At 62.9% G+C, this 23,223-nt stretch carries 26 protein-coding genes; 3 read left to right on the forward strand and 23 right to left on the reverse strand.

Annotated features, from left to right (window positions below):
• The first annotated feature begins 36 nt into the window (after positions 1–36).
• Together AC6CWS_RS05195 and AC6CWS_RS05200 are read left to right on the forward strand one after the other, a co-directional pair.
• Positions 37–477, forward strand: coding sequence for a PTS sugar transporter subunit IIA (locus tag AC6CWS_RS05195; RefSeq protein WP_065882749.1), 441 nt, complete (start codon positions 37–39; stop codon positions 475–477).
• A gap of 58 nt (positions 478–535) precedes the next feature.
• Entirely contained in the window at positions 536–1,789 is a 1,254-nt protein-coding gene (locus AC6CWS_RS05200; RefSeq protein ID WP_023292008.1) for a polysaccharide deacetylase family protein, read from the forward strand.
• A gap of 36 nt (positions 1,790–1,825) precedes the next feature.
• Here the strand turns inward: AC6CWS_RS05200 and panD are convergent, their stop codons facing one another.
• The 9 genes from panD to thpR all read right to left on the reverse strand — a co-directional run bounded on the left by panD (position 1,826) and on the right by thpR (position 8,821).
• On the reverse strand, positions 1,826–2,206 hold the full coding sequence (panD, locus tag AC6CWS_RS05205; protein WP_004204397.1) for an aspartate 1-decarboxylase: 381 nt from the start codon (positions 2,204–2,206) through the stop codon (positions 1,826–1,828).
• A gap of 93 nt (positions 2,207–2,299) precedes the next feature.
• Positions 2,300–3,154 carry a pantoate--beta-alanine ligase gene (gene panC / locus AC6CWS_RS05210; RefSeq protein WP_004204399.1) on the reverse strand — a complete coding sequence of 285 codons (855 nt, stop codon included), beginning with the start codon at positions 3,152–3,154 and terminating at the stop codon, positions 2,300–2,302.
• An 11-nt stretch (positions 3,155–3,165) separates the two neighbouring features.
• A complete protein-coding gene (gene panB, locus AC6CWS_RS05215) occupies positions 3,166–3,957 on the reverse strand; it encodes a 3-methyl-2-oxobutanoate hydroxymethyltransferase (protein WP_023292010.1) in 792 nt (263 codons plus the stop codon).
• A 119-nt stretch (positions 3,958–4,076) separates the two neighbouring features.
• The gene (folK, locus tag AC6CWS_RS05220) at positions 4,077–4,556 is read right to left on the reverse strand and encodes a 2-amino-4-hydroxy-6-hydroxymethyldihydropteridine diphosphokinase (RefSeq protein ID WP_048296707.1); all 480 of its coding nucleotides are present in this window, start codon (positions 4,554–4,556) and stop codon (positions 4,077–4,079) included.
• Positions 4,553–5,947 carry a polynucleotide adenylyltransferase PcnB gene (gene pcnB / locus AC6CWS_RS05225; protein ID WP_071787251.1) on the reverse strand — a complete coding sequence of 465 codons (1,395 nt, stop codon included), beginning with the start codon at positions 5,945–5,947 and terminating at the stop codon, positions 4,553–4,555. The genes folK and pcnB overlap by 4 nt, the downstream gene beginning before the upstream one ends.
• 62 nt (positions 5,948–6,009) lie before the next feature.
• Complete coding sequence (gene gluQRS / locus AC6CWS_RS05230; protein ID WP_048296709.1) at positions 6,010–6,891, reverse strand: tRNA glutamyl-Q(34) synthetase GluQRS; 882 nt, start codon at positions 6,889–6,891, stop codon at positions 6,010–6,012.
• Positions 6,892–6,950: 59 nt separating this feature from the next.
• Positions 6,951–7,406, reverse strand: a complete 456-nt coding sequence (dksA, locus tag AC6CWS_RS05235; RefSeq protein ID WP_002888845.1) for an RNA polymerase-binding protein DksA — start codon at positions 7,404–7,406, stop codon at positions 6,951–6,953.
• A gap of 162 nt (positions 7,407–7,568) precedes the next feature.
• The gene (gene sfsA, locus AC6CWS_RS05240) at positions 7,569–8,285 is read right to left on the reverse strand and encodes a DNA/RNA nuclease SfsA (RefSeq protein ID WP_023292014.1); all 717 of its coding nucleotides are present in this window, start codon (positions 8,283–8,285) and stop codon (positions 7,569–7,571) included.
• Complete coding sequence (gene thpR, locus AC6CWS_RS05245) at positions 8,285–8,821, reverse strand: RNA 2',3'-cyclic phosphodiesterase (RefSeq protein ID WP_023292015.1); 537 nt, start codon at positions 8,819–8,821, stop codon at positions 8,285–8,287. The genes sfsA and thpR overlap by 1 nt, the downstream gene beginning before the upstream one ends.
• 72 nt (positions 8,822–8,893) lie before the next feature.
• On the opposite strand from thpR, the gene hrpB reads away from it, so the two are divergent.
• The gene (gene hrpB, locus AC6CWS_RS05250; protein ID WP_065882748.1) at positions 8,894–11,323 is read left to right on the forward strand and encodes an ATP-dependent helicase HrpB; all 2,430 of its coding nucleotides are present in this window, start codon (positions 8,894–8,896) and stop codon (positions 11,321–11,323) included.
• A 47-nt stretch (positions 11,324–11,370) separates the two neighbouring features.
• Here the strand turns inward: hrpB and AC6CWS_RS05255 are convergent, their stop codons facing one another.
• Genes AC6CWS_RS05255 through AC6CWS_RS05320 form a run of 14 tightly spaced genes read right to left on the reverse strand, consistent with a single transcriptional unit; the run spans position 11,371 to position 23,114 of the window.
• Complete coding sequence (locus AC6CWS_RS05255; protein WP_065882747.1) at positions 11,371–12,171, reverse strand: prepilin peptidase; 801 nt, start codon at positions 12,169–12,171, stop codon at positions 11,371–11,373.
• 14 nt (positions 12,172–12,185) lie between these two features.
• Positions 12,186–12,914: a type II secretion system protein N gene (locus AC6CWS_RS05260; RefSeq protein ID WP_049014316.1), complete on the reverse strand. Its 729-nt coding sequence runs from the start codon at positions 12,912–12,914 to the stop codon at positions 12,186–12,188.
• The gene (locus AC6CWS_RS05265) at positions 12,904–13,389 is read right to left on the reverse strand and encodes a type II secretion system protein M (RefSeq protein ID WP_080901681.1); all 486 of its coding nucleotides are present in this window, start codon (positions 13,387–13,389) and stop codon (positions 12,904–12,906) included. Before AC6CWS_RS05265 ends, AC6CWS_RS05260 begins: the two co-directional genes overlap by 11 nt.
• Positions 13,382–14,578: a type II secretion system protein GspL gene (gene gspL / locus AC6CWS_RS05270; RefSeq protein WP_065882745.1), complete on the reverse strand. Its 1,197-nt coding sequence runs from the start codon at positions 14,576–14,578 to the stop codon at positions 13,382–13,384. The genes AC6CWS_RS05265 and gspL overlap by 8 nt, the downstream gene beginning before the upstream one ends.
• The gene (gene gspK / locus AC6CWS_RS05275) at positions 14,571–15,551 is read right to left on the reverse strand and encodes a type II secretion system minor pseudopilin GspK (protein ID WP_077269661.1); all 981 of its coding nucleotides are present in this window, start codon (positions 15,549–15,551) and stop codon (positions 14,571–14,573) included. The genes gspL and gspK overlap by 8 nt, the downstream gene beginning before the upstream one ends.
• Positions 15,548–16,144, reverse strand: coding sequence for a type II secretion system minor pseudopilin GspJ (gspJ, locus tag AC6CWS_RS05280; protein WP_023292022.1), 597 nt, complete (start codon positions 16,142–16,144; stop codon positions 15,548–15,550). The genes gspK and gspJ overlap by 4 nt, the downstream gene beginning before the upstream one ends.
• Positions 16,141–16,506: a type II secretion system minor pseudopilin GspI gene (gspI, locus tag AC6CWS_RS05285; RefSeq protein WP_032452553.1), complete on the reverse strand. Its 366-nt coding sequence runs from the start codon at positions 16,504–16,506 to the stop codon at positions 16,141–16,143. The genes gspJ and gspI overlap by 4 nt, the downstream gene beginning before the upstream one ends.
• Positions 16,503–17,018 carry a type II secretion system minor pseudopilin GspH gene (gspH, locus tag AC6CWS_RS05290; RefSeq protein ID WP_065882744.1) on the reverse strand — a complete coding sequence of 172 codons (516 nt, stop codon included), beginning with the start codon at positions 17,016–17,018 and terminating at the stop codon, positions 16,503–16,505. Before gspH ends, gspI begins: the two co-directional genes overlap by 4 nt.
• Positions 17,018–17,440: a type II secretion system major pseudopilin GspG gene (gene gspG / locus AC6CWS_RS05295; RefSeq protein WP_002889054.1), complete on the reverse strand. Its 423-nt coding sequence runs from the start codon at positions 17,438–17,440 to the stop codon at positions 17,018–17,020. Before gspG ends, gspH begins: the two co-directional genes overlap by 1 nt.
• Positions 17,441–17,460: 20 nt before the next feature.
• Positions 17,461–18,675 (reverse strand): type II secretion system inner membrane protein GspF, encoded by a 1,215-nt coding sequence (gene gspF, locus AC6CWS_RS05300; protein ID WP_065882743.1) that lies wholly within the window; start codon positions 18,673–18,675, stop codon positions 17,461–17,463.
• A 1-nt stretch (position 18,676) separates the two neighbouring features.
• Entirely contained in the window at positions 18,677–20,170 is a 1,494-nt protein-coding gene (gspE, locus tag AC6CWS_RS05305; protein WP_044521064.1) for a type II secretion system ATPase GspE, read from the reverse strand.
• A complete protein-coding gene (pulD, locus tag AC6CWS_RS05310) occupies positions 20,167–22,140 on the reverse strand; it encodes a GspD family T2SS secretin variant PulD (protein WP_023292027.1) in 1,974 nt (657 codons plus the stop codon). The genes gspE and pulD overlap by 4 nt, the downstream gene beginning before the upstream one ends.
• Positions 22,141–22,149: 9 nt before the next feature.
• Positions 22,150–22,992: a type II secretion system protein GspC gene (gene gspC, locus AC6CWS_RS05315; RefSeq protein WP_080901680.1), complete on the reverse strand. Its 843-nt coding sequence runs from the start codon at positions 22,990–22,992 to the stop codon at positions 22,150–22,152.
• On the reverse strand, positions 22,977–23,114 hold the full coding sequence (locus AC6CWS_RS05320) for a hypothetical protein (RefSeq protein WP_032429281.1): 138 nt from the start codon (positions 23,112–23,114) through the stop codon (positions 22,977–22,979). The genes gspC and AC6CWS_RS05320 overlap by 16 nt, the downstream gene beginning before the upstream one ends.
• Positions 23,115–23,223 lie beyond the last annotated feature (109 nt).

The following is a 23,223-nucleotide window of genomic DNA, read 5'->3' on the forward strand; positions in this document are numbered from 1 at the left end:
CCCTTGCTACATTATTGGCTGGCTAAGGAGGGAAGCATGCTTGGTTGGGTCATTACCTGCCATGATGAGCTGGCGCAGGAGATGCTGGATCGTCTTGAACAAAAATTTGGTCCGCTGGCCCAGTGCCGGGCGGTCAATTACTGGCGCAATCTCAGCAGCAATATGTTGAGCCGGATGATGTGCGATGCGCTGCATGCCACCGACTCCGGGGACGGGGTCATTTTCCTAACCGACAGAACCGGCGCGGCGCCTTATCGGGCCGCGGCGCTGATGAGCCACAAACATACCCACTGCGAAGTGATCTCCGGCGTCAGCTATTCATTACTTGAAGGAATGTATCTGCTGCGGGACACGTTAAGCAGCGAGGCGTTTCGCCAGGCTATCGTCAGCGCGGGGGGGCCGATGGTGAGCAGCCTGTGGCATCAGCAGCAGAAGAACCCCCCGTTCCGGTTGCGTCATGATACCTTTGGAAATTAAGCAGCGGGACAGATGCCGCTTTTGTTACAATAACCGCCGTTGATGGTTTACCGGTTCGATGCGCATGCTTGTCCGATTTTTTACTCTGCTTCTTTTACTGACCTCACTCAGCGCCTCCGCCAGTCTGCTTAGCCAGCAGGGCAAACCTGTGCGCTATATGCAAACCACCGAAGACGCGGTGATCTGGGCGCAGGTGGGGAACCATGTGGTCAGCGTGGGCAATGTGCGTGCCGGGCAGATCCTCGCGGTTGTCCCGACGGCGGCTGATTACTATGAGTTTCGCTTCGGCTTCGGCACCGGGTTTATTGACAAGGGCCATCTGGAGCCAGTGCAGGGTAAGCAGCGGGTGGAGGACCGTCTGGGGGATCTCAATAAGCCGCTGAGTAACCAGAATTTACTCACCTGGAAAGATACACCGCTCTATGACGCTCCCTCAGTGAGCAGCGCGCCGTTCGGCACGCTGGCCAATAATCTGCGCTATCCGATCCTCAGCAAGCTGAAAGACCGCCTCAATCAGACCTGGTTTCAGATCCGCATTGGCGATCGGCTGGCGTGGGTCAGCAGTCTGGATGCGCAGGAGGATAACGGGATCCCCGTGCTGACCTATCACCATATTCTGCGTGACGAAGAGAACACCCGTTTCCGCCATACCTCGACCACCACCTCGGTACGCGCCTTCAATAACCAGATGACCTGGCTGCGGGATCAGGGGTATACCACGCTGACCCTGTATCAGCTGGAAGGCTACGTGCGCAATAAAATTAACCTTCCGGCGCGGGCAGTCGCCATTACCTTCGATGACGGTTTGAAATCGGTAAACCGCTACGCCTATCCGGTGTTGAAACAGTATGGCTTCCACGCCACCGCCTTTATTATCTCTTCGCGCATCAAGCGTCATCCGCAGCAATGGGATCCGAAATCGCTGCAGTTCATGAGCATTTCTGAGCTCCGGCAGATCCAGGACGTCTTTGACATTCAGTCGCATACCCACTTCCTGCACCGGGTGGACGCCGGCCGGCGGCCGATCTTATTCAGCCGCAATTACCATAATATTCTGTTTGATTTTGCCCGTTCGCGCCGGGCGCTGAGCCAGTTTAATCCACATGTGCTCTACCTTTCCTATCCCTTCGGCGGCTATAACGCCACGGCGGTGCAGGCGGCGAATGACGCCGGGTTTCATATGGCGGTGACGACAGTGCGTGGGAAGGTGAAGCCGGGGGACAATCCGTTTCTGCTAAAGCGGTTATATATCTTACGCACGGATTCGCTGGAGACGATGTCGCGGCTGATCAGTAACCAGCCGCAGGGGTAAACTTCGGCGCTGCGCCTGAGCGCAGCGTCGTGGTCATCAGGCGACCTGCACCGGAATCGCTTTCGCCTGGCGCTTCATTTCGTTGTCGCCTTCGAAATAGGCGATGTTGGGCTGCCAGCGGCGCGCCTCTTCGTCAGACATGGTGACGAAGCTGGCGATGATCAGGATATCGCCGACGCTGGCGCAGTGCGCGGCGGCGCCGTTAACGGAGATGATTCTGGAACCCCGCTCGGCGGCAATGGCGTAGGTGGAGAAACGGTTGCCGTTGGTGACGTTCCAGAGGTGAATGGTTTCATTCTCCAGAATACCGGCCGCATCCAGGAAGTCCTGGTCAATGGCGCAGGAACCTTCATAGTGCAGGTCAGCCTGCGTCACTTTTACGCGGTGGAGCTTGCCCTGCAGCATATTACGCATCATAACTTCTACCCTTCAACCTTAATGTAGCAGAGCGGACACGACGTCCGCCCTGAGAAAAGCCCGGGCAAGTATTGCCCGATTTTTACCCGCTGTCTACTGACCGAGCGTGACGATCTGGTTGTCGATCAGGCGGGCCTGACCGAGCCAGGCGGCCATCAGGATCACCGCGCGCTGGCTGGCGTCGGTCAGCTCAAGCAGGGTGTCGGCATCGCGGATCTGAATGTCGTCGGCACGGAAACCTTTCTCGTTCAGTTCCTGCTCGGCGATAGCGATGATCTCGTCGAGCTGACGGTCGCCGGCGGCCAGTTTTTCCGCCACCGCGCTCAGCACTTTATACAGACCGGGGGCGATTTTGCGCTGGTCGGCGGTCAGATAGCCGTTACGCGAGCTCAGCGCCAGGCCATCCTTCGCGCGGACGATCGGCACGCCGATAATATCGATATCGTAGCCCATGTCGGCAACCATCTTGCGGATCAGCGCCAGCTGCTGGAAGTCTTTCTCGCCAAAGCAGGCGACGTCTGGCTGAACCAGGTTGAACAGCTTACTGACGATGGTCGACACGCCGCGAAAATGGCCCGGACGGCTGGCGCCTTCCAGCATAGTGGACAGGCCGGGGACGTCGACGTAGGTCTGGCCTTCGGTGCCCTGCGGGTAGACTTCCGCCGGCGTCGGCGCGAAGACAAAGTCGACATGACGCTTGTTCAGCTTTTCGCAATCATCCTGCAGGGTGCGCGGGTAGCGCGCCAGGTCATCGGCGCGGTCAAACTGCATCGGATTGACGAAAATACTGACCACCACCACGTCCGCGCTGGCTTTGGCTTCATCAACCAGCTTCATATGACCATCATGCAGGTTGCCCATCGTCGGGACCAGCGCGATACGCTTGCCTTCCTGACGCAGACGGCGGATATGCTGACGCAGCAGCAGCACGGATTCTATAATCAGCACAACAAGACTCCTTAATGGAAACTGTGTTCTTCGCCCGGATAGACCCCGGATTCGACTTCGGCAATATACTGCCGCACCGCGGCGCGGATGTCGCCCGCCTCGGCAAGGAAATTCTTGGCAAATTTCGGAATGTGGCCGCCGGTAATGCCGAAAGCGTCATGCATCACCAGGATCTGCCCATCGGTGACGTTGCCCGCGCCGATGCCGATCACCGGAATGGTCAGGGCTTCGGTGATGCGTTTCGCCAGGGCGACCGGCACGCATTCCAGCACCAGCAGCTGCGCGCCTGCCGCTTCCAGCGCTAACGCGTCTTCAAACAGGGTCTGCGCCGCATCGCCGCGGCCCTGCACTTTATAGCCACCGAATACGTTCACCGACTGCGGCGTCAGGCCGAGGTGGCCGCAAACCGGCACCGCGCGTTCCGCCAGCATCCTCACGGTCTCGGCCAGCCAGGCGCCGCCTTCGAGTTTGACCATATTGGCGCCAGCGCGCATCACGATGGCGGCATTTTCGAAGGTCTGCTCCGGCGTAGCGTAGGCCATAAACGGCAGGTCGGCGAGCAGCAGGCTGTTCGGCGCGCCGCGGCGGACGGCGCGGGTGTGATAGGCGATATCTTCCACGGTGACCGGCAGGGTGGAGTCGTGACCCTGCACCGTCATTCCCAGCGAGTCGCCCACCAGCAGCACATTAATGCCTTCATCGGCGAACAGCTTCGCGAAGCTATGGTCGTAGGCGGTAATGGTGGCAAAGCGCTTCTTTTCCTGTTTGCATTTCTGCAGCAGGGCAATGGTGGTCGGTTTCATAACATTTCCTGATGATGAAAGTCATATTAACCGGCATTCTAACAGCAGCATTTAGAGGGGCAATGATTTTGGGCAACCGATTACGACGATCGCCGTAAATGCTAAAAAAGGAGAGGGAATTACCAGATAGCGGGTTTTGTCGCGCCGAGATCATCCAGTACGGTACGCAGCGCAGGGCCGTCAGGAAAGCGGAGGTCCGGGGCGATCTCGAACAGCGGCCAGAGCATAAAGCCGCGGTTTTTCATATCGTAGTGCGGAACGGTCAGACGCTCGCTGTTAATGACCGCATCGCCAAACAGCATGATATCGAGATCGAGGGTGCGCGGCCCCCAGCGTTCGGCTTTGCGCACCCGACCCTGCTGCAGCTCAATGCGCTGGGTGTGATCGAGCAGCGCCTCGGGGGCCAGCGTGGTTTCCAGCGCGACGGCGGCGTTGAGATAATCCGGCTGATCCTGCGGGCCCAGCGGCGGCGTGCGGTAGAACGAAGAGACGTTCACCACGCGGCTGTAAGGTATTTCGCCCAGGGCGCGGATAGCCGCCTGCACCTGCGCCAGTGGCGAAGCGAGGTTACTGCCGAGGGCGATATAGACCAGGGTCATGCGTTACCCTGGCGCGGCGCGCGCTTGCGCGGACGGCGGTGGCGACGGCGCGGCGCCGGATCGTCCCCGAGGTCGTTGAGCATATCTTTTTGCGCTGGCGGCGCGGCGACCTGGAATTCGCCCCACCATTTGGTCAGACGCTGCAGTTCGCCGTTGTTTTCAGCGCCGGCGCGTAGCTCCAGCAGATCGTAGGCGGCGCGGAATTTCGGATGCTCCATCAGCTTCCAGGCGCGTTTGCCCTGGCGACGGGACATGCGCAGCTGCAACTGCCAGATATCGCGGATCAGGGTGGTGATGCGCTTAGGGATCGCCAGCGTACGGCAGGCTTCGTCCAGTACGTCGTTCATCGCCAGCGCGAAGGCGTCATAGTATGCCAGGCCGCTCTCCTGAGCGATTTTTTGCGCAGTTTCCAGCAGCGGATACCAGAACATCACCGAGAAGAGGAAGGCCGGATTGACGCGCATGTCGTTATGAATGCGGGTGTCGGTGTTCTTCAGCACCTGGTTGATGATCCGCTCCATCGGGCTATCGCCGCGCTCGGTAAAGTAGCGGGTGATGGTCGGGAACAGCGGCTGGAACAGGTTGTATTCCCGCAGCAGCAGGTAGGTCTGATAGCCATGCCCGGCCTGCAGCAGCTTGAGCACTTCTTCGAACAGGCGCGCCGGCGGCACGTCGTGGAGCAGGGCGGCCAGCCGCGGCAGCGGTTCGGCCGTTTCCGGGCTGATGGTCATATCCAGCTTGGCGGCGAAGCGCACCGCGCGCAGCATGCGTACCGGATCCTCGCGATAGCGGGTTTCCGGATTGCCGATCAGGCGGATCACGCCGTCCTGCAGATCCTTCATGCCGCCGACGTAGTCGCGCACGGTAAAGTCCGCCACGCTGTAATAGAGGCTGTTTATAGTGAAGTCGCGACGCTGGGCGTCCTCTTCGATCGAGCCGAAGATGTTATCGCGCAGCAGCATGCCGTTCTGGCCCCGCTGGGAGGTGACGCGATCGGTAGTATGTCCTTCGTGATGGCCACGGAAGGTAGCGACCTCAATGATTTCCGGCCCGAACATCACGTGCGCGAGGCGGAAACGGCGCCCGACCAGACGGCAGTTGCGGAACAGCTTACGCACCTGATCCGGCGTGGCGTTGGTCGTGACGTCAAAATCTTTTGGCTTTTTGCCAAGCAGCAGGTCGCGGACGCCGCCGCCGACCAGCCAGGACTCGTAGCCCGCCTTGTTGAGGCGGTACATGACCTTGAGGGCGTTTTCACTGATATCTTTGCGGGAAATAGCATGCTGCTCACGCGGGATCACCGTCATAGGCGTTGGTTCGACGGCGGCTTCTGCCTCGCGCTCCTCACGGCTTAGCACCTTACGGCAAAAATTAGCGACTCGGGTAAAAATGGTGCACCTCGTAGTGTCAGACGGACTTCAGATCAACTGTACAGTGTAAAAATAGCGGCTAATCATAGCTCAGCGGGAGCCATTTGAGAATGCTCGATTTTCGCGGGCTGCCAGTTGGCGACGGCCTGGGCGAGTAAATCAGCGACGCTCAGGGCCTGCCACTCCCCGGCGATCTCCTGATTCAGAAAGCGGAGCGCGCGGACGATTTCGGGGCGCGGATCGCCTTCCGGCAGCGCCGGCGCGTGGTTTTGTTTAGAGAGCTTATTGCCGTCGGCATTGAGGGCCAGCGGCAGATGGAGGTAGTCCGGCGCCTGCCAGCCAAAATGCTGATACAGCGAAATCTGCCGCACCGTCGGCTCAATCAGATCGGCGCCGCGGACGATCTCGGTGATCCCCTGAAAGTGATCATCGACCACCACCGCCAGGTTGTAGGCAAACAGCCCGTCGCGACGGTGGATAATAAAGTCTTCACGCGCCAGCGGCTCGTTGGCGACCAGCGTGCCGCGCAGGCGGTCGGTGAACTGCAGAACCGGACGGGTCTGGCGCAGACGCAGCGCGGCGTTTTCCGCCCCCAGGCCAAGGTCGCGGCAGTGACCATCGTAGATCCCGCCTACGGCGTGGATCCGCGCGCGGGTGCAGGTGCAGTAATAGCTCAGCCCTTGCTCACCCAGCCAGGCCAGCGCCTCGCGGTAGGCTTCGTGCCGTTGCGACTGCCAGAGCACTTCGCCGTCCCAGTGCAGACCGTAGTGGTCGAGCTGGCGCAGGATGGTGTCGGCGGCCCCGGGGACTTCGCGCGGCGGGTCGATATCTTCAATACGAACGCGCCAGATACCCTGGTTCGCGCGGGCTTGCAGGTAGCTGCCGAGCGCGGCGATCAGAGAGCCGAAGTGGAGTTCGCCGGAGGGGGAGGGAGCAAAGCGCCCTATATAGCGTGAGTCAGTCATGATACGGACAACAGAACCAGGCGGGAGAGACTCCCGCCAGAGAGTGAGGCAGCAGGGGATTAGCCCGCCATCTGTTTTTCGCGAATTTCCGCCAGGGTTTTGCAGTCAATGCACAGATCCGCTGTCGGACGCGCTTCCAGACGGCGAATGCCGATCTCCACGCCGCAGGATTCGCAGTAGCCGAAGTCTTCGTCTTCAACTTTTTTCAGCGTTTTCTCGATCTTTTTGATCAGTTTACGTTCGCGGTCGCGGTTACGCAGCTCCAGGCTGAACTCTTCTTCCTGGGCGGCACGGTCTACCGGGTCCGGGAAGTTAGCAGCTTCATCCTGCATGTGCGATACGGTGCGATCCACTTCATCCCTGAGTTGATTACGCCATGCTTCAAGAATACGCTTGAAGTGCGCCAGCTGGGCTTCGTTCATATACTCTTCGCCCGGTTTCTCTTGGTACGGCTCCACCCCAGCGATGGCGAGAATACTCAGGGACGATGTTTTACGGTTTTGCCCTTCTTGCATGTTGCTTCTCCTTAACACGCACTATCGATCCCCATGTGGGGGAAAATCAGGCCGCTATAAATAGCAGATGCTTTTCCGGATAGCAATTATCTAAACGTTACACTTGACAACCCTGTGAAGAAAAGCGTATTCGCGCTTGCGACCCGAACACTATTTAGCCACTTATTTACCGGGGTTTAACACCACGGCGATCGGCTTATTCAGAGTCATCCTCGTCGTAGAAAGTTCCGCTTTCCAGGCGAGAATTTCCACCCCCTTGTCGCGGGCTTCTGTTAACAGCTGTGCGTATCTGGCATCAATATGATGCGCGGGAGAGAAACGGTCAATTGCCGAATGCAGGACGGCAAATAAAATCACCGCGCGGTCGCCATTTGCCGCGACGGCCATCAGCTCCCGCAGGTGCTTCTGACCGCGTGTGGTCACCGCATCGGGAAAATAACCGTATTCTTTCTCCGCCAACGTAACCGATTTCACTTCAATATAGCAGTTTTGGCGATCATCTGCCTGTAACATAATATCGATACGGCTATTCTCTGCGCCATATTTCACTTCGCTTTTCAGCTGGTTATAGCCTGAAAGTTCAGGGATTATTCCGGCGGAAATCGCCTCTTTCGCCAGCGTATTCGCGCGCAGCGTATTGACGCAAATAACGGCGCCCTGCTGCGTTTCAGTTAATTCCCAGGTGTGGGCATATTTGCGCTTCACATTATCAGAGGTGGAATACCAGACGGTGTCGCCCGGGGCGGCGCAGCCGGTCATCGCCCCGGTATTCGGGCAGTGGAGCGTCAGCTCGCGGCCATCGGGGGTCACCACGTCGGCAAGAAATCGTTTGTAACGTTTAAGCAAAATGGCGGGCTGCAACGGCGGATCAAACTGCATCAACTTTCCTTATCAAACGGATAATGTTCCAGCGCCGTGTAGCGCGTGCGCCCCCGGCTAAAGCTGGATTCATAGAGCACGAACTCGTTCACCGGAAACGTCCAGCGAAAGCCGGGCGGCGGGATCGGCACCGCCTGGCGGGCGTCGCGCCACAGGGTAATATGCGGATGAAACGGCTGCGGACTCTGATAGCAGCCGCTGCGCGCCGCCTGAGCGCGCAGCATGCTGGCGAGCTGCAGCAGGCCGCGCGGCGGCTGACGGGTCCCGAGCCAGACCACCCGCGAGCGCAGCCACTGTCCGGCATCGTCCAGCGTCAGGGTAAAGCCCGGCGGCTGGAGGCGGCCGGCGAGGGCGGTCAGCGCCCGCTGTTTTTCCGCGCTCACCTCGCCGAGAAACGCCAGCGTGAGGTGAAGGTTATCCGCCGCGACGGGCCTGCCGGCATCCTCCGGGAAGTGCGTTGCCCGCCACTGGACAATCTGTTTGCGGATGGCAGGCGGCAGTTCAATCGCAAAAAACAGCCTTTTCGGCTCAGACATGATAGAGACTCGGTAATGAATTAGGGGGATGCTACAATGCGAGCCCCTGAATGTTAACCCCCGGAGCCTTTTGTGTCCTCATTGCCGGTTGCCGCCGTCCTCCCAGAACTGTTATCCGCCCTGCAGCATGCGCCGCAGGTTTTGCTCAACGCGCCGACCGGCGCCGGGAAGTCGACCTGGCTGCCGCTACAGATCCTTGCCGAGGGCAACATCACGGGACGCATTCTCCTGCTGGAGCCGAGGCGTCTGGCGGCGCGCAATGTCGCGCAGCGGCTGGCTGAACTGCTCGGCGAAAAGCCGGGGGAGACCGTGGGTTACCGCATGCGCGCCGAAACCTGCGTCGGACCGCAGACCCGCCTGGAGGTGGTCACGGAGGGGATCCTGACGCGCATGATCCAGCGCGATCCCGAGCTGACGGGCGTGGGGCTGGTGATCCTCGATGAGTTTCACGAGCGCAGCCTGCAGGCGGATCTGGCGCTGGCCCTGCTGCTTGATGTCCAGCAGGGGTTACGTGACGATCTCAAACTGCTGATTATGTCGGCGACCCTCGATAACGAGCGCCTGCAGCGTCTGCTGCCGGAGGCGCCGGTGGTGGTCTCGGAGGGGCGCGCTTATCCGGTGGAGCGTCGCTTCAGCCCGCTCTCCGCGCACCAGCGTTTTGATGAGGCGGTGGCGGTAGCGGCGGCGGAGCTCCTGCGGCATGAACAGGGGTCGATGCTGCTGTTTCTGCCCGGCGTCGGCGAGATCCAGCGCGTTCTCGACCAGTTGACGGAGCGCGTGGCGGAGGATGTCATCCTCTGTCCGCTGTATGGCGCGCTGCCCCTGAGCGAGCAGCGCAACGCGATCCTCCCGGCGCCGGCCGGGAAGCGCAAAGTGGTGCTGGCCACCAACATTGCCGAGACCAGTTTGACCATCGAGGGCATCCGCCTGGTGGTCGACAGCGCCCAGGAGCGTATTGCCCGCTTTGACCCGCGCACCGGCCTGACCCGGCTGGTGACGCAGCGCATCAGCCAGGCATCGATGACGCAGCGCGCCGGACGCGCCGGTCGTCTCTCCCCGGGGATCTGCCTGCATTTGCTTGGCAAAGAACAGGCCGAACGAGCGGCGGCGCAGAGCGAACCGGAGATCCTGCACAGCGATCTGTCGGCGCTGTTGCTGGAGCTGCTGCAGTGGGGGTGCCACGATCCGGCCGCGCTGGCCTGGCTGGATCAGCCGCCGGCGGTGAACCTGGCCGCCGCGCGCCGCCTGCTGGAGGCGCTCTCGGCGCTGGACGGCGAGCGGCTGTCGGCGTTTGGCCGCAAAATGGCGACCCTCGGCAACGAGCCCCGGCTGGCGGCGATGCTGGCCGCTGCGCAGACCGATGACGAAGTGGCGACGGCGGCCAGGCTGGCGGCGATCCTCGAGGAGCCGCCGCGCGGCGGGCTGGTGGATTTGGCCGCCGTCTTTTCCCGTCAGCAGGCCAACTGGCAGCAGCGGGCGCAGCAGCTGATGAAGCGTCTGGCCTGCCGCAGCGGCCAGCCCGACGCCGGACGAATGGCCGCGCTACTGGCGTCGGCCTTCGCCGACCGCATCGCCCGTCGCCGCGGTCAGGAGGGGCGCTATCAGCTGGCGAACGGCATGGGCGCGATGCTTGACGCCGACGACGCGCTGGGCCGCCATGAGTGGCTGATCGCTCCGCTGCTGCTGCAGGACAGCGCCTCGCCGGATGCCCGCATGCTGCTGGCTCTGCCGGTGGATATCGGCGAGCTGATCGCCGCCCGTCCCGAGCTGGCGCAGCGTTCCGACACGGTGGAGTGGGATGAAGCGCAGGGGACGCTGAAAGCCTGGCGGCGGACCGTGACGGGCCAATTGGTGATCAAGACCCAGCCGCTGGCGAAGCCTTCTGAAGCGGAGCTGCATCAGGCGATGCTCAACGGTATTCGTGAGAAAGGCCTTGCGGTGCTCAACTGGACGCCAGAGGCCGAGCAGCTGCGACTGCGGCTGCAGTGTGCGGCGCAGTGGCTGCCGGAAGAGGCATGGCCCGCGGTGGATGACGCTTCGCTGCTGGCCTCGCTGGAGGCATGGCTGCTGCCGCAGATGAACGGCGTTCACTCGCTGCGGGCGCTGAAGGCGTTGGATCTGCGTCAGGCGCTACAGGACTGGTTGCCGTGGCCGCTGCGCCAGAAGCTGGATCGCGAGCTGCCGACGCACTATACCGTGCCGACCGGCAGCCGTCTGGCGATCCGATACCATGCGGAGAACCCGCCGGCGCTGGCGGTGCGTATGCAGGAGATGTTCGGCGAGGCCACGACGCCGGTTATCGCCGAGGGGCGGGTGCCGCTGGTGCTTGAGCTGCTGTCGCCCGCCCAGCGTCCTCTGCAGATCACTCGCGATCTCAGCGCCTTTTGGCAGGGAAGCTACCGCGAGGTGCAAAAAGAGATGAAGGGACGTTATCCGAAACACGTCTGGCCGGACGATCCGGCCAACGCCGCCCCGACCCGGCGCAGCAAAAAATATTCGTAGCCCCAGGCGCCGGGCGGCATTCTGCCCGGCCAGGCGAACCACTCACGCTAGACCATCTGCTGCCAGAGAAAAACGCCCCCTCCCGCCAGCGCCAGCCAGGGGCCGAAGGCCAGCGGCTGCTGCAGCGACTGCCGGGTCCACAGGCGCTGCAGCAGGGTCCACGCCAGCCCGCTGGCCGAGGCGAGCAACAGCACCTGCGGCAGAGCCTGCCAGCCGCACCAGGCGCCCAGCGCCGCCAGCAGCTTAAAATCGCCATAGCCCAGGGCCTCTTTGCCGGTCAGCAGGCGGAACAGCCAGTAGACCGACCACAGCGCCAGATAACCGGCCATCGCCCCGGCGACCGCGTCCGGCAGCGCAATGTACACCTCGTTAAGATTAAACAGCAGTCCGGCCCACAGCAGGGGCAGGGTCAGGCGATCGGGCAGCAGCTGGGTCTGGGCGTCAATCCGCGCCAGTATCAGCAGGAAGGAGAGCAGCACCAGGCCGCCCGCCAGCGCCAGGCCCGGCGCGAGCAGCGCCCCGGCGAGGATAAACAGCAGGCCGGTGGCCAGCTCGGTCAGCGGATAGCTCCACGAGATGCGCGCCTGACAGCAGCGGGCGCGACGGCCTAGCCAGAGGAAGCTGAGCAGCGGGATATTGTCCCGCCAGGCTATCGGCTGGCGACACTGCGGGCAGGATGAGCCCGGCGTGCTGAGGGTTATCGGCTCGTCGTCCGCGGTTTGGGTCAGCATGCGCGGCAGACGGTAGATCACCACGTTGTAAAAGCTGCCCAGCGCCAGGCCGAACAGCAGCAGGAAACCATACCAGACAAGGGGAAAATGCAGCGATAAAGCGGCTAATGTCGTCATTTTTGCTCCTTTAATCACCATTTTCCCTGCAGCTGCCACGGCGTCGGGCCCGGGGCGTTTTTCGCCATCGGGCGGGTGACCAGCAGCGCCAGCAGGGGCGGCATCCCCTGACGGGGCTGTAGCGTACCGCGAAACAGATAGCGGCCATCGGGCGACAGGGTTCCCTGGCCGCTGAGGCTCAACTGATGAGAATCCTGGCGGATGGCCAGCGCCACGGCGCCGTTCGCCGTACAGCTTAAGGCGCCACTGACCTGGGCCAGCTCCAGGCTACCGACCGGAGAGTGCAGCCGGGCCTGACGCCACTGCGCGCGTCCGGCGGTGATTTGCCGGCAGCGCCCCTCGCTGAAGTGCGCTTCGGCCAGGCTGAAAGTGACCTCTCCCTCGGCGCTGACGGGCATAGTCGGCGTTAGCCAGCGTCCAAGCAGGCTGGCGGGGGCGGTGAGCCGCCCCTCCTGCAGACGCAGATCGCGGATGCCCCACAGCCGGGCCTGGCCCTCCACGCCGCGGGGATCGCTGAGCGCGACCTGCCAGCCAGCCAGGGTGAGCGACCACGTCAGCCGCTCAAGCCGCACGCCGCGCCAGGAGACCGACTGCGCCGCGCCGCGCCAGATGCTGCCGCTAAGGTTGGCCACCTGTACCTCGGGCGGCAGCATCGGGACTAACAGACGCGCCGGGGCGGTGGCGGTCAACCACAGCAGATAGAGCGCCAGCAGTAGCCCACCTGCGAGCCCGTTAGCTTTCATCGTCGCGCTCCAGCAGCAGATGGTTGACCGTGACCCAGCCCGGCCGCGACGGCTGCCCGGTTACGGACAGCGAGATCGCGTTGACGCCGCGCATCGCCGGGGCGTCCAGCCAGTCCATTAGCGCCTGGAAGGCGCAGGGCTGAAGGGTGACCTGCAGACGTTTCCCCTGCGGCTGCAGACGAACGACTTCCAGCCCGTGGCTCGCCGCCTCGCGCATCACCAGCGCGGTGAGCGCCTCTTTTGCCGCCGGCGCGGGCTGCTGGCTGAGCTGCTGCAGGCGCGGACCCTGCTGCGTCATCCAGCGCAGGCTGGCCTGCTCTTTCACCAGGGTTTGCCGCCACTGCGCCTCGCGGGCCCGCCAGGGCTGCCACAGCCCGTACCAGAGGGCGCAGGCTGTCAGCAATCCCGCCAGGCCGAGCAGCAGGCGCTGCTCCGACAGCGTGCGCTGCCGCCACCAGATGAGCAGATTAGCCATCGTTTTCCTCCAGCGTCAGTTGTCCTTCAATGCCATCCGGCCTGGTGGTCATGTCGCCTGGCCGGACGTGAAACCGCGGCTGCGCTCGCTGGGTAAACTGCTCCAGCGCCCGGGAAGAGGCCGCGGCGATATCCAGCTGCAGACGATTGCCTGCGGCATCCCAACTCAGCGCCCGCAGGCGGATCCCCGGCGTTTCGCTGATGATGTTTTGCAACGCGCTGAGGCGGTCGACGAGGGGGGCATGCTGCGCCTGACGGGCAAGGCTTTGCAGATGCTGCTGCATCTGCAGTCGCGGGTTAATCACCTTTTTCTCCGTTGGAAACCAGCGATGATAGTAGGCCCGGCCGGCCTGTCGGGCGGCCTCGGCCTGGCGCGCCAGATCGCGATGATCCAGCACGCTGTTCACCGCCGCCAGCAGCGCCAGGGCCAACGCGGCATACCGCGCCGGACGCCAGCTCGTCTGATCAGGCCGCCGACGGCGGACGGCGAACTCCCCCTGCAGCAGACTGAGCTTCTGCGCCGCCGGATGACTTGCGGCAAGGGAGAGCAGCGTCTGCGCAGGCTGCGCGCGCCACTCTCCCGGCGCCGCGGGGGGAGGCGAATAGCTGTCGATGACGTGCTCTTCCGCCTCGCCCTGCAGCAGCTCCGCCAGCCAGGGGCTTTCCGCCGCCATGCCGGCCCATGGCTGGTGGCGGATCAGCCACTGGTCGTCCGCCTGCACCGCGCTCCACGCCGGCGGTTGCCAGGGCAGGGCCAGCACATCGGGCGTCAACGCCAGGGGCCGTAGCGAGAGCGACTCGCAGCGCGCCAGCCAGTCGCGCATTTTTTGCCGCTGCACGGCGACGATCTCGCACTGGGCCTGCTGGCGGTGGAGCAGGGCAAAATGGGTGGCTTCCACCTCGTCGGCCAGCTGCTCTTCCAGCAGGAAGGGGGCCACCTGCAGCGGCGGTTTACGCAGGCCCGCCGGCAGGGTGAGGGTGTGAAACGCGCAGTCGCTGGCCGGGATCAGCACCCAGGCCGGGTAATGCGCCGCCAGCGTCGGGAAAGGGCTGGCGTCGTCAGCCGGCCACCGGCCGCTGGCTTCGTGGTGCGGCTCGCCGGGGGCGAAGAGTTGCCAGTGCAGCGGCGCCTGCCCGGGGGCGAAGCGCACGATCAGCATGGCCTGGGGGGAAGCGTTAAACTTATTCATCAACCACCATAGAAAGTCCGTATCGCCGCTGGACGACGGTAAAGGCGCGCCCCTCCTGTTGCAGGACGCTGTGCAGCTGAAAGCGAAGGTTGCCGGTCACCACGGTGAAGGCGGCGATAAAGCGTGTGCTGTGCACCGTCAGCCAGGGACGGGCGAGCGTGGTATCGGTTTTCTGCAGCGTCGGCTGCGCGAGAAAGGCGGCGACGCTGCTCCACCCGGTTCGCGGGCGGTTGTACAGCAGCTGTTGCGCCTCCTGCAGCGTCAGATCGCCGGGAAAGAGGGCCGCCAGCAGGGCGGCCTGGGAGGGGCGCAGGGTGTTGACATTGACCTGCAGCGCATCATCCGGCTGGACGCAGACGAAGGGGAGCAGGCGCTGATAGAGCGCGGCGTCCATTCCGGCCAGCAGGCGCAGCTCGCTGACATCCTGCATCGGCTGGTTGGCGGCGAGATAGCCCGGGGTTTGCGCCATATAGACCTCGTCTTCCGCGCCGTTCAGCCGCGGCTGGCCGTCGCTGTCCGTCCAGTCGCCGAGGGCGGCGGCTATCTGGCTGGCGCGCAGCGGCGACTCGCCGAGCAGCGCCAGCAGCCGGGCGAAGACGTCGGTCGGGTAGGGCGTACCGCCGCTGGTCTCATCCGCGCGATGGTTGATGGCATTGAGATTAAAGCAGGCGTGCCCGTCGCGGATCGTGGCGAGGATTTCGCCATCGTCGAGGGTAAAGCGGCGCCCCTCCTGCGCCCAGGTTTGCGCCAGGTTCGTTTGACTGGGCGAGTCCAGCGCGTCGCGTTGCAGTAGCGCGGCGGCCATGTTTTCCGCCGCCAGGGCGTACCATCTGGCCTGCAGATTATCGAGGGTCACGGCGGTGTGTTGATACATGACCGAGGTGCGTTCGGTCATGGCGCTGGCGAGGATCATCATCAGGGCGAGGATGAACAGCACCATCAGGAGCGCGACGCCGCGTTGCCGATTTTTCACTGGCCGCCTCCCGGGGTGAGTAAAAACAGGCGGGTTATCTCCCCGCTGTTCGCCAGCGTCAGGGTGATCTCCAGCCCCTGCGGCAGCGACTGCGAGCGGTCCCAGGTCTCCTGCCAGCGCCCGTCGGCATAAAACCGCAGGCGAAACGCCGTCACCTCGCGCAGCAGCACCCGGACCGTCGGCTGGCTGCCGGTCAGCGGATCCTGTTGATCGAAGCTGAGCCGTTCAAGCTGCTGCTGGCGCAGGCGGTAGCTGACGTTCTGGATCTCCGAGCGCGGGAGGATCCCCAGCGGATTCGGCCAGCCGCTGCGGCTGAAGGCCAGCCCCCAGTCGTCGCTCTGCAACTGGAAACGTCCGGCGAAGAAAAGCGTGTCGCTGTTTCTGGCGCGACGGGGAATGATGTGCGTGACATCATCGGCGATCTGGCGAAAGGCGCGCTGGAGGGCGGCGATCTGCTGGCTCTTCTCACGGGTCAGGCCATCGGCGCGGATGACGTTCTGCAGCACCATCACGGCGGCGGCGCTGAGGACGGCGAGGATAGCCAGCGCCAGCAGCGTTTCAATCAGGGTGAAACCGCGCATTTTCGTTATCATGGCGACGTCACCCAGGTGCGCAGCGTCGCCAGCGGCGCGGGATCGCTTTTTTGCCGCCGGACCTCCACGTCCAGCGCCCGCAGCTGCGGCAGCGCGGTTTCCACCCCCTGCCAGCGGACGAACCAGCGCGTCCCGGCGGCCTCCACGGTGGTTTCGGACCAGCTGAGGGCGGGCCAGCGTTTCTCCAGCCGCAGCTGCACCAGCTGATTATCCGCCAGCCAGCTGGCGAGGATTTTCTCTTCCATACGCCCAAGCTGGCGCGTCTGTTGCAGGGTGGACTGCATCACCGCCAGGCCGGCGAGGGCGAAAATCACCAGCGCGACCATCACTTCGATAAGCGTCATTCCGCTCTCGCGTTTCATGGCTGCTCCCGCGCCGCCAGCGGCTGACTGTCGCCCTGGGCGTCGATGTTGATGCCCGTCGCGGCGTCAATCCGCAGCTGAAACGGCGTGACTTCGCCGCCGGGGAAGATGATCACGTCGGGCTGCTCGCCCGGCGTCCACGCCTGGCCGTCGGGAAAGCGCAGCGTCAGCCTGGCCTGCGGGAGGGTTTCCGCCGTGGTGGCGCGCCCGGCCTGCAGCGGCAGCCACTGCGCGTTGCCCCAGCGGTCGTCAGCCGCCGCCGGGGCGCCTTCGTCTGCAGGCTGCAGGCGCATAAACTGCCAGCGGTCAGGGTGGATGACGATCCCGAAGAGCTGGCCGGTTTGCTGCCCGCGCTCGCGGACAAAGTCCAGCTGCGCCTGAAAGCGCGCCAGGATCTGCGTGGCCTCCTGGGTACGGGCGGAGGGAAACGCCAGCAGCACCATGCTGGCGCTGACGCCGATCAGCAGCAGGACCAGCATCATTTCCAGGAGGGTGAAACCGCGCTGAGACACTATTTCTTCCCGAGGGTCCAGTTGCCGATGTCGTCATTGGTGTCGGGCATCCCGTCCGGGCCGACGCTGAAGACGTCGATGGCGCCATGCTGACCGGGGCTTAACAGCTGATACTCATTTCCCCACGGGTCCTGCGGCAGGCGGCGGATATAGCCCCCTTCCGGGTAGTTGCGGGCATGCGGCTCGGCGGCCGGGGCGGTCACCAGCGCCTGCAGTCCCTGTTCGGTATTCGGGTAGCGGCTGTTGTCCAGCTTATACATGTCCAGCGCCCCCTCGAGTGCCACCAGATCGCTGACCACCTTCTGGCGGTCCGCTTTCTCCTTGTTGCCCATCAGGTTAGGTACCACCAGGCTGGCGAGGATGCCGAGAATGACGATCACCACCATAATTTCCAGTAACGTGAAGCCGCGTTGCCGTTGCATAGTTTTCTCCATTAATACAGTCACATACTCATAAGGGTATTCAGTTGCAGGATCGGCTGCAGGATGGCCAGCACGATAAACAGCACCATGCCGGCCATGGTGACCACCAGCAGGGGCTCAAACAGGCTGAGGGACATCTGGATCTGCGCGCTCAGCTCCCGGTCCTGGTTCTCCGCCGCGCGCTCCAGCATGGCGGTCAGCTCACCGCTCTGCTCGCCGCTGGCGATCATGTAGCGCATCATCGGCGGAAACAGCGCCGTGGCCTCCAGCGCGCGATGCAGGCTGACGCCCTCGCGCACCGATTCGCTGGCGGTCTCCAGCTGGCTGCGCGCCCAGGCATTGCTGAGGACGCCGGCGCTGATGCGCATCGACAGCAGCAGCGGCACCGCGCTGGCGTTGAGAATGCTTAAGGTGCGGGCGTAGCGCGCGCTGTTGACGCTGCGCGTCACGCGGCCGAGGACCGGCAGACGCAGCAGCGCCCGGTCCCAGGCGAGCCGCCGGGCGGGCTGGCGCAGCAGATAGCGCAGCCCCAGCAGCGCCAGGAATGACAGCAGCACCAGCCAGGGGCCCGCGCTGCGCACAATGTCGCTCAGGCTCATCAGCAGCCGGGTAGAGAAGGGCAGGGCCTGTTTTAGATGGACAAACTGCTCGACGACTTTCGGCACCACGGTGGAGAGCAGAATGGCGATCACGCTGATGGCGACCAGCGTCAGCACGATGGGGTAGATCATCGCCTGTAGCAGGCGGGCGCGAAGCTGCTGGCGCTGCTCGGTATAGTCCGCCAGCCGGTTCAGCACGCCGTCGAGATGGCCGGAGGTTTCGCCGGCCGCCACCATGGCGCAGAACAGGCCATCGAAACAGGAGGGATAGGCGCGCATCGCCTCCGCCAGCGAATGGCCTTCAAGCACTTTGCTGCGCACCCCGGCCATTAACGTTCTCAGCGACGCCTTTTCGCACTGCTGGGCGACGGCATCGAGCGCTTTTTCCAGCGGAATGCCGGCGGCGACCAGGGTGGCCAGCTGGCGAGTGAGCAGGGCTAAATCACCGGCGCTGGTGCGCCGGGCGATCAGCCCGCCGCGCCACAGCCGGCTCGCCGGGTCGGCGGCGGCCACTTCCAGCGCCAGCCAGCCCTTGTCCCGCAGCAGCTGGCGGGCGTGGCGGGCGGAGTCGGCCTGTTGAACGCCGCGGCGGGTTTTGCCCTGCGCGTCCAGCGCCTGATAGCGAAAGAGGGCCATCTCAGACGCTGTCCGCCGTTTGCTGTTCGGTGACCCGCATCACCTCCTCCCAGCTGGTGATCCCCGCCAGCGCTTTATCGCGCCCGGCATGGCGCAGGGTCTGCCAGGCTGGCCCCAGCTGCTGGATCAGGGTGATCTCATTTTCGCCGCGATGAATGGCGGCGCGGACGCGGTCGTCAATGAGCAGCAGCTCGTGAATGCCGGTGCGTCCGCGATAGCCGGTGAAATTACACCGGGCGCAGCCTTTTGGCTGCCACAGCGGCGTACCGGCCGGGACCGCCATCTGCCGGGCGGCGTCAGCATCCGCCTGCCAGGGCTGACGACAGTGCGGGCACAGCCGACGCACCAGCCGCTGCGACATCACCGCCAGTAGCGAAGTAGAGAGTAAAAAGGGCTCCACTCCCATATCCTGCAGGCGGGAAACGGCCCCCAGCGCGCTGTTGGTGTGCAGCGTCGACAGCACCAGGTGGCCGGTCAGCGAGGCCTGGACGGCGATCTGGGCGGTTTCGCCATCGCGGATTTCGCCCACCAGCACCACGTCCGGATCCTGGCGCAGAATGGCGCGCAGGCCGCGGGCGAAGGTCATCTCGACTTTGGCGTTGACCTGGGTCTGGCCGATGCCTTCCAGCTCATACTCCACCGGATCTTCAATGGTCATGATGTTGCGCTCCCGGGCGTCGAGGCGGCTGAGGGCGGCGTAGAGCGTTGTGCTTTTCCCGGATCCGGTCGGTCCGGTGACCAGAATGATGCCGTGTGGCCGGGCGATCAGCGCGTCGACCTGGTCAAGCAGGGCGGGGGGCATGCCCAGCGTCTGCAGATCCAGGTTGACGCTGTTTTTGTCCAGCAGGCGCAGCACCACGCGTTCGCCGTGGCTGGAGGGCAGGGTGGAGACGCGCACGTCTATCGCCCGCCCGCCGATACGCAGCGCCATGCGGCCATCCTGGGGCACCCGTTTTTCGGCAATGTCCAGGCTCGCCATCACCTTGATGCGCGAAATGAGCAGCGCGGCCAGCCGCCGCTGCGGGCGCAGAATTTCCCGCAGCACGCCGTCGACGCGAAAGCGAATTTGCAAATGGCGCTCATAGGTTTCGATATGGATATCGGAGGCTTTCTCTTTGATGGCCTCGGTGAGCATGGCGTTGATCAGACGGATAATCGGCGCATCGTCTTCGCTGTCGAGCAGATCGTCGGTATCCGGCAGCTCTTCGGCGAGGGTATAGAGGTCAAGCTCATTGCCGATGTCGGCCATCATCCGGTGCGCTTCCGCCGAGTCGCGCTGATAGCTGAGCACCAGCACTTTCTCGAACGCTTCCGGCGCCAGACGGCTGACGCTCATCGGCCCGTCCGCCAGGCGGCGCGCTTCCAGCAGCGCCCGGGCGGCGGTATCAGCGCGGCACAGCGCTTCGCAGCGTTCGCCGTCGCTGAGCAGCACCAGATGGTGCGCGCGGGCCCACGCGAAGGGCAACAGCGGACGGCGTTCGGCAGCTGGCGTCATGGGCGGCCTCCGAGGTTAAAGGCGTCAATGGCGGCGCTAACCTGGCGGAAGGCCTGGGTCTCCTGCTGCGGATAGATGTGCAGCAGATCGTTGCTTAGCGATGCTTCGCTGCTCTCTTTGCCCCGCTGTTTGGTTTGCGCATCGTTGAAGGCGGTGTACTGGCCGGAGGAGGCCCGGCGGTACTCATCGCGATCGCGAATAATGGTCGGGCGGATAAACAGCATCAGGTTGCGTTTCGACACTTTCTTGCTGTCGGAGCGGAACAGCGCGCCGATCACTGGGATGTCGCCGAGCAGCGGCACTTTGTCGGCGCTATCGGTGACGCTTTTATCCAGCAGCCCGCCAACCACCACCGTTTCACCGCTGCCCACCAGCACGGCGTTATTCACCGTCCGGGTATTAAAGGTCGCCCCGAGATCGCTGCTGGTGCTGGAGGCCGAATCGGCGACGCTCGATACTTCCTGCTCAATCTCCAGCAGCACGGCATCGCCTTCGTTAATCTGCGGTTTCACCTTCAGCTTAATGCCCACGGTTTTGCGCTCGACGGTATTGAAGATGTTGTCGCCGGAGGTGGTTTGCGAGCCGGTTAACACCGGGACTTCCTGGCCGACGTTGAAGGTGGCTTGCATATTGTCGAGGGTGACGATGCTGGGGGTGGCCAGAATATCGTTCTTGGTACTGCTGGAGAGGGCGGTGAGCAGCATCGCCCAGTTCCCCTGGTAGAAGCCGGCGGCGATACCGTTAAACGAGCCGAGGGCGCTGGCCAGCGAGCTGCTGATGGTACCGTCTTTGTTGTACTGGTTGGCGCCGGCGATCGCGGTGGAGATCGGCAATCCGCTGTTGGTAAACTGGGTCATGCCGGCGTTTTTATTGGCCCACTGGATACCGAGGTTGAGTCCGTCGGCATCCTGCACTTCGGCGATAATCGCCTCCACCAGCACCTGCGGGCGGCGGATATCCAGCTGGGCGATCACCCGCTCCAGATCGTTCATCACGTCCGGCGCCGCGGTGACGATCAGGGCGTTGGTCTGGCCGTGGGCTTTGATAATAATATTTTTATCGATCGCGGCCACCGGCTTGGCGCTTTGCTTATCGTTCTGCAGCGAGCTGCTGATCCCGGTCAGGACCTCCACCAGATCGGCGGCTTTGGCGTACTTCAGGTAGATCACTTTGGTGTTGCCCTGCACCGCCTGCTGGCGGTCGAGCTGTTTGATCATGGCGATAATGCGCTGGCGCGAGTTTGGCTCGCCGCTCACCAGCACCGAGTTGGTGCGCTCATCGGCCACCACGTTCGCCACCATCGATCCCGGCAGCGCCGACTTGCTGGTGTCTTTATTGAGTTCGGTAACCAGTTTGACCACCTCCGCGGCGGAGGCCCAGGAGAGAGGCACGGTCACCACGCTGCGATCCCCGGCGTTGTCGACGCGTTCGACAATGGTCAGCAGGCGTTTGATCACCGCCGCGCGGCCGGTCATCAGCAGGACGTTGGAAGGTTCATAATGGACCACGCTGCCGGCGCCAGCGTTATCGTTCAGCTGGCGGAGCAGCGGCGCGAGATCGCGAGCGGCGACGTTGGTCAGGGGCACCACCCGGGTGACGACCTCATCGCCTTCGCCCGGCGCGGCCTCGCTGGCGACCGGAACGGCCGAGGTCTTGGCGTCTTTGGCGCGGACCACCTTCAGCACGCCGTTATTCATATTAATCACGGCGAAGCCATATACATCCAGCACGCTGAGGAAGAATTGATAATATTGCTCTTCATTGAGCATATCGTAACTGCGCACGGTGATAGTGCCGCGTACGCTGGGATCGATAATCACCGTTTTATTCAGGTTTTTGCTGACGGTATTGATAAATTCCTGGATATCGGTGCCTTTAAAACTGGCGGAAAATTCCTCCGCGGCGGCCGGAGAAAATAGCAGCGGGGTTAATATCAGCAGCGCAGGAAGCATTTTTCGCAGGCGTTTCATGGTTGGCAATTATTCATCCCCCAGGGAGAAAGCAATATCGTGTCGTTGGCCTTCCCGCTCAACGGTTAGCGTTATTTCGGTCATATCGGCCAGATTCTGCAGCGCCTGTTGCGCTTGTTCCTGATCGCGTAAATCGATGCCATTTAAGGCGATCGCCAAATCATTTGCCTGCAGGCCGGCCTGGCGAAACAGCGAGGCATCTTTGCCAGGGTTAAGTCGGTAGCCCTGCAGTTTGTCGCCGCTGAGTACCGGCGAAATCGTTAAATAAGTGAGGATATTTTGCGGCTGCTCACGGAGTCGCTTCATAAGGGGCGGACGGGGCGCGGCGGCGGGCGATGACGACGACGCGCGGGTATCGTTAAATAATAAAATGGCCTCCTGGCGCCCCTGATAGTTGACGATGATCCGGTCTGGCAGGATGGCAGCGATCTGTGCATCGTATCCCGGGGTGGTATCGCCGACGCTAAGGCTAACCTGCTGATTTCCTTTTTCAATAATCGCGATGGAACGCGCCGGGTTGCTGCTGGCGAGCAGCCCGGCCAGGCGTAGCTTCAGGCTGGAAACCGGCACCTGATCGAGGCTGGTGGCCTCCGCTGGCGCGGGGGGATTTTTCGTCGCCAGGCCAAACAGGGTAAATGCGGGCCGCACGTTTTTTAATTCCGGTTCCGCTGCCGGAGGCGCGGTTAACGGCAGGGCGGAAATATCCTCAGAACTGACAGGGAATACCACTCGCCAGGTTAATTTCGCCAGCTGCGGAATGGCGGTTATTAATATGATGAGCGTCACAAATCGGGGTAATAATTTAATTATCCCTTTATTTATATTTGTTAACCCCATCACAGAAATTGGCATTTTAATCCCTTTGCTAATTTATTTTTCTGCACGCTGGCGTAATACCCTACCGAAACAGGTAGGTGATTATTGGCTTTTGAATGAATTATTGCCGGAGAGTGGCGATAAGCGTGGCGAATCATAATCAGTTTGCGGTTTGCGGTCGTCATTCCCTTTATTCATTTACTCCCCCGGCTTCCTACGCCCCCCTCTCATTTGTGGGGGATGATTGCGCCTGAGAAAGCAAAAATA

The organism is Klebsiella sp. M041 (genome assembly GCF_059759695.1).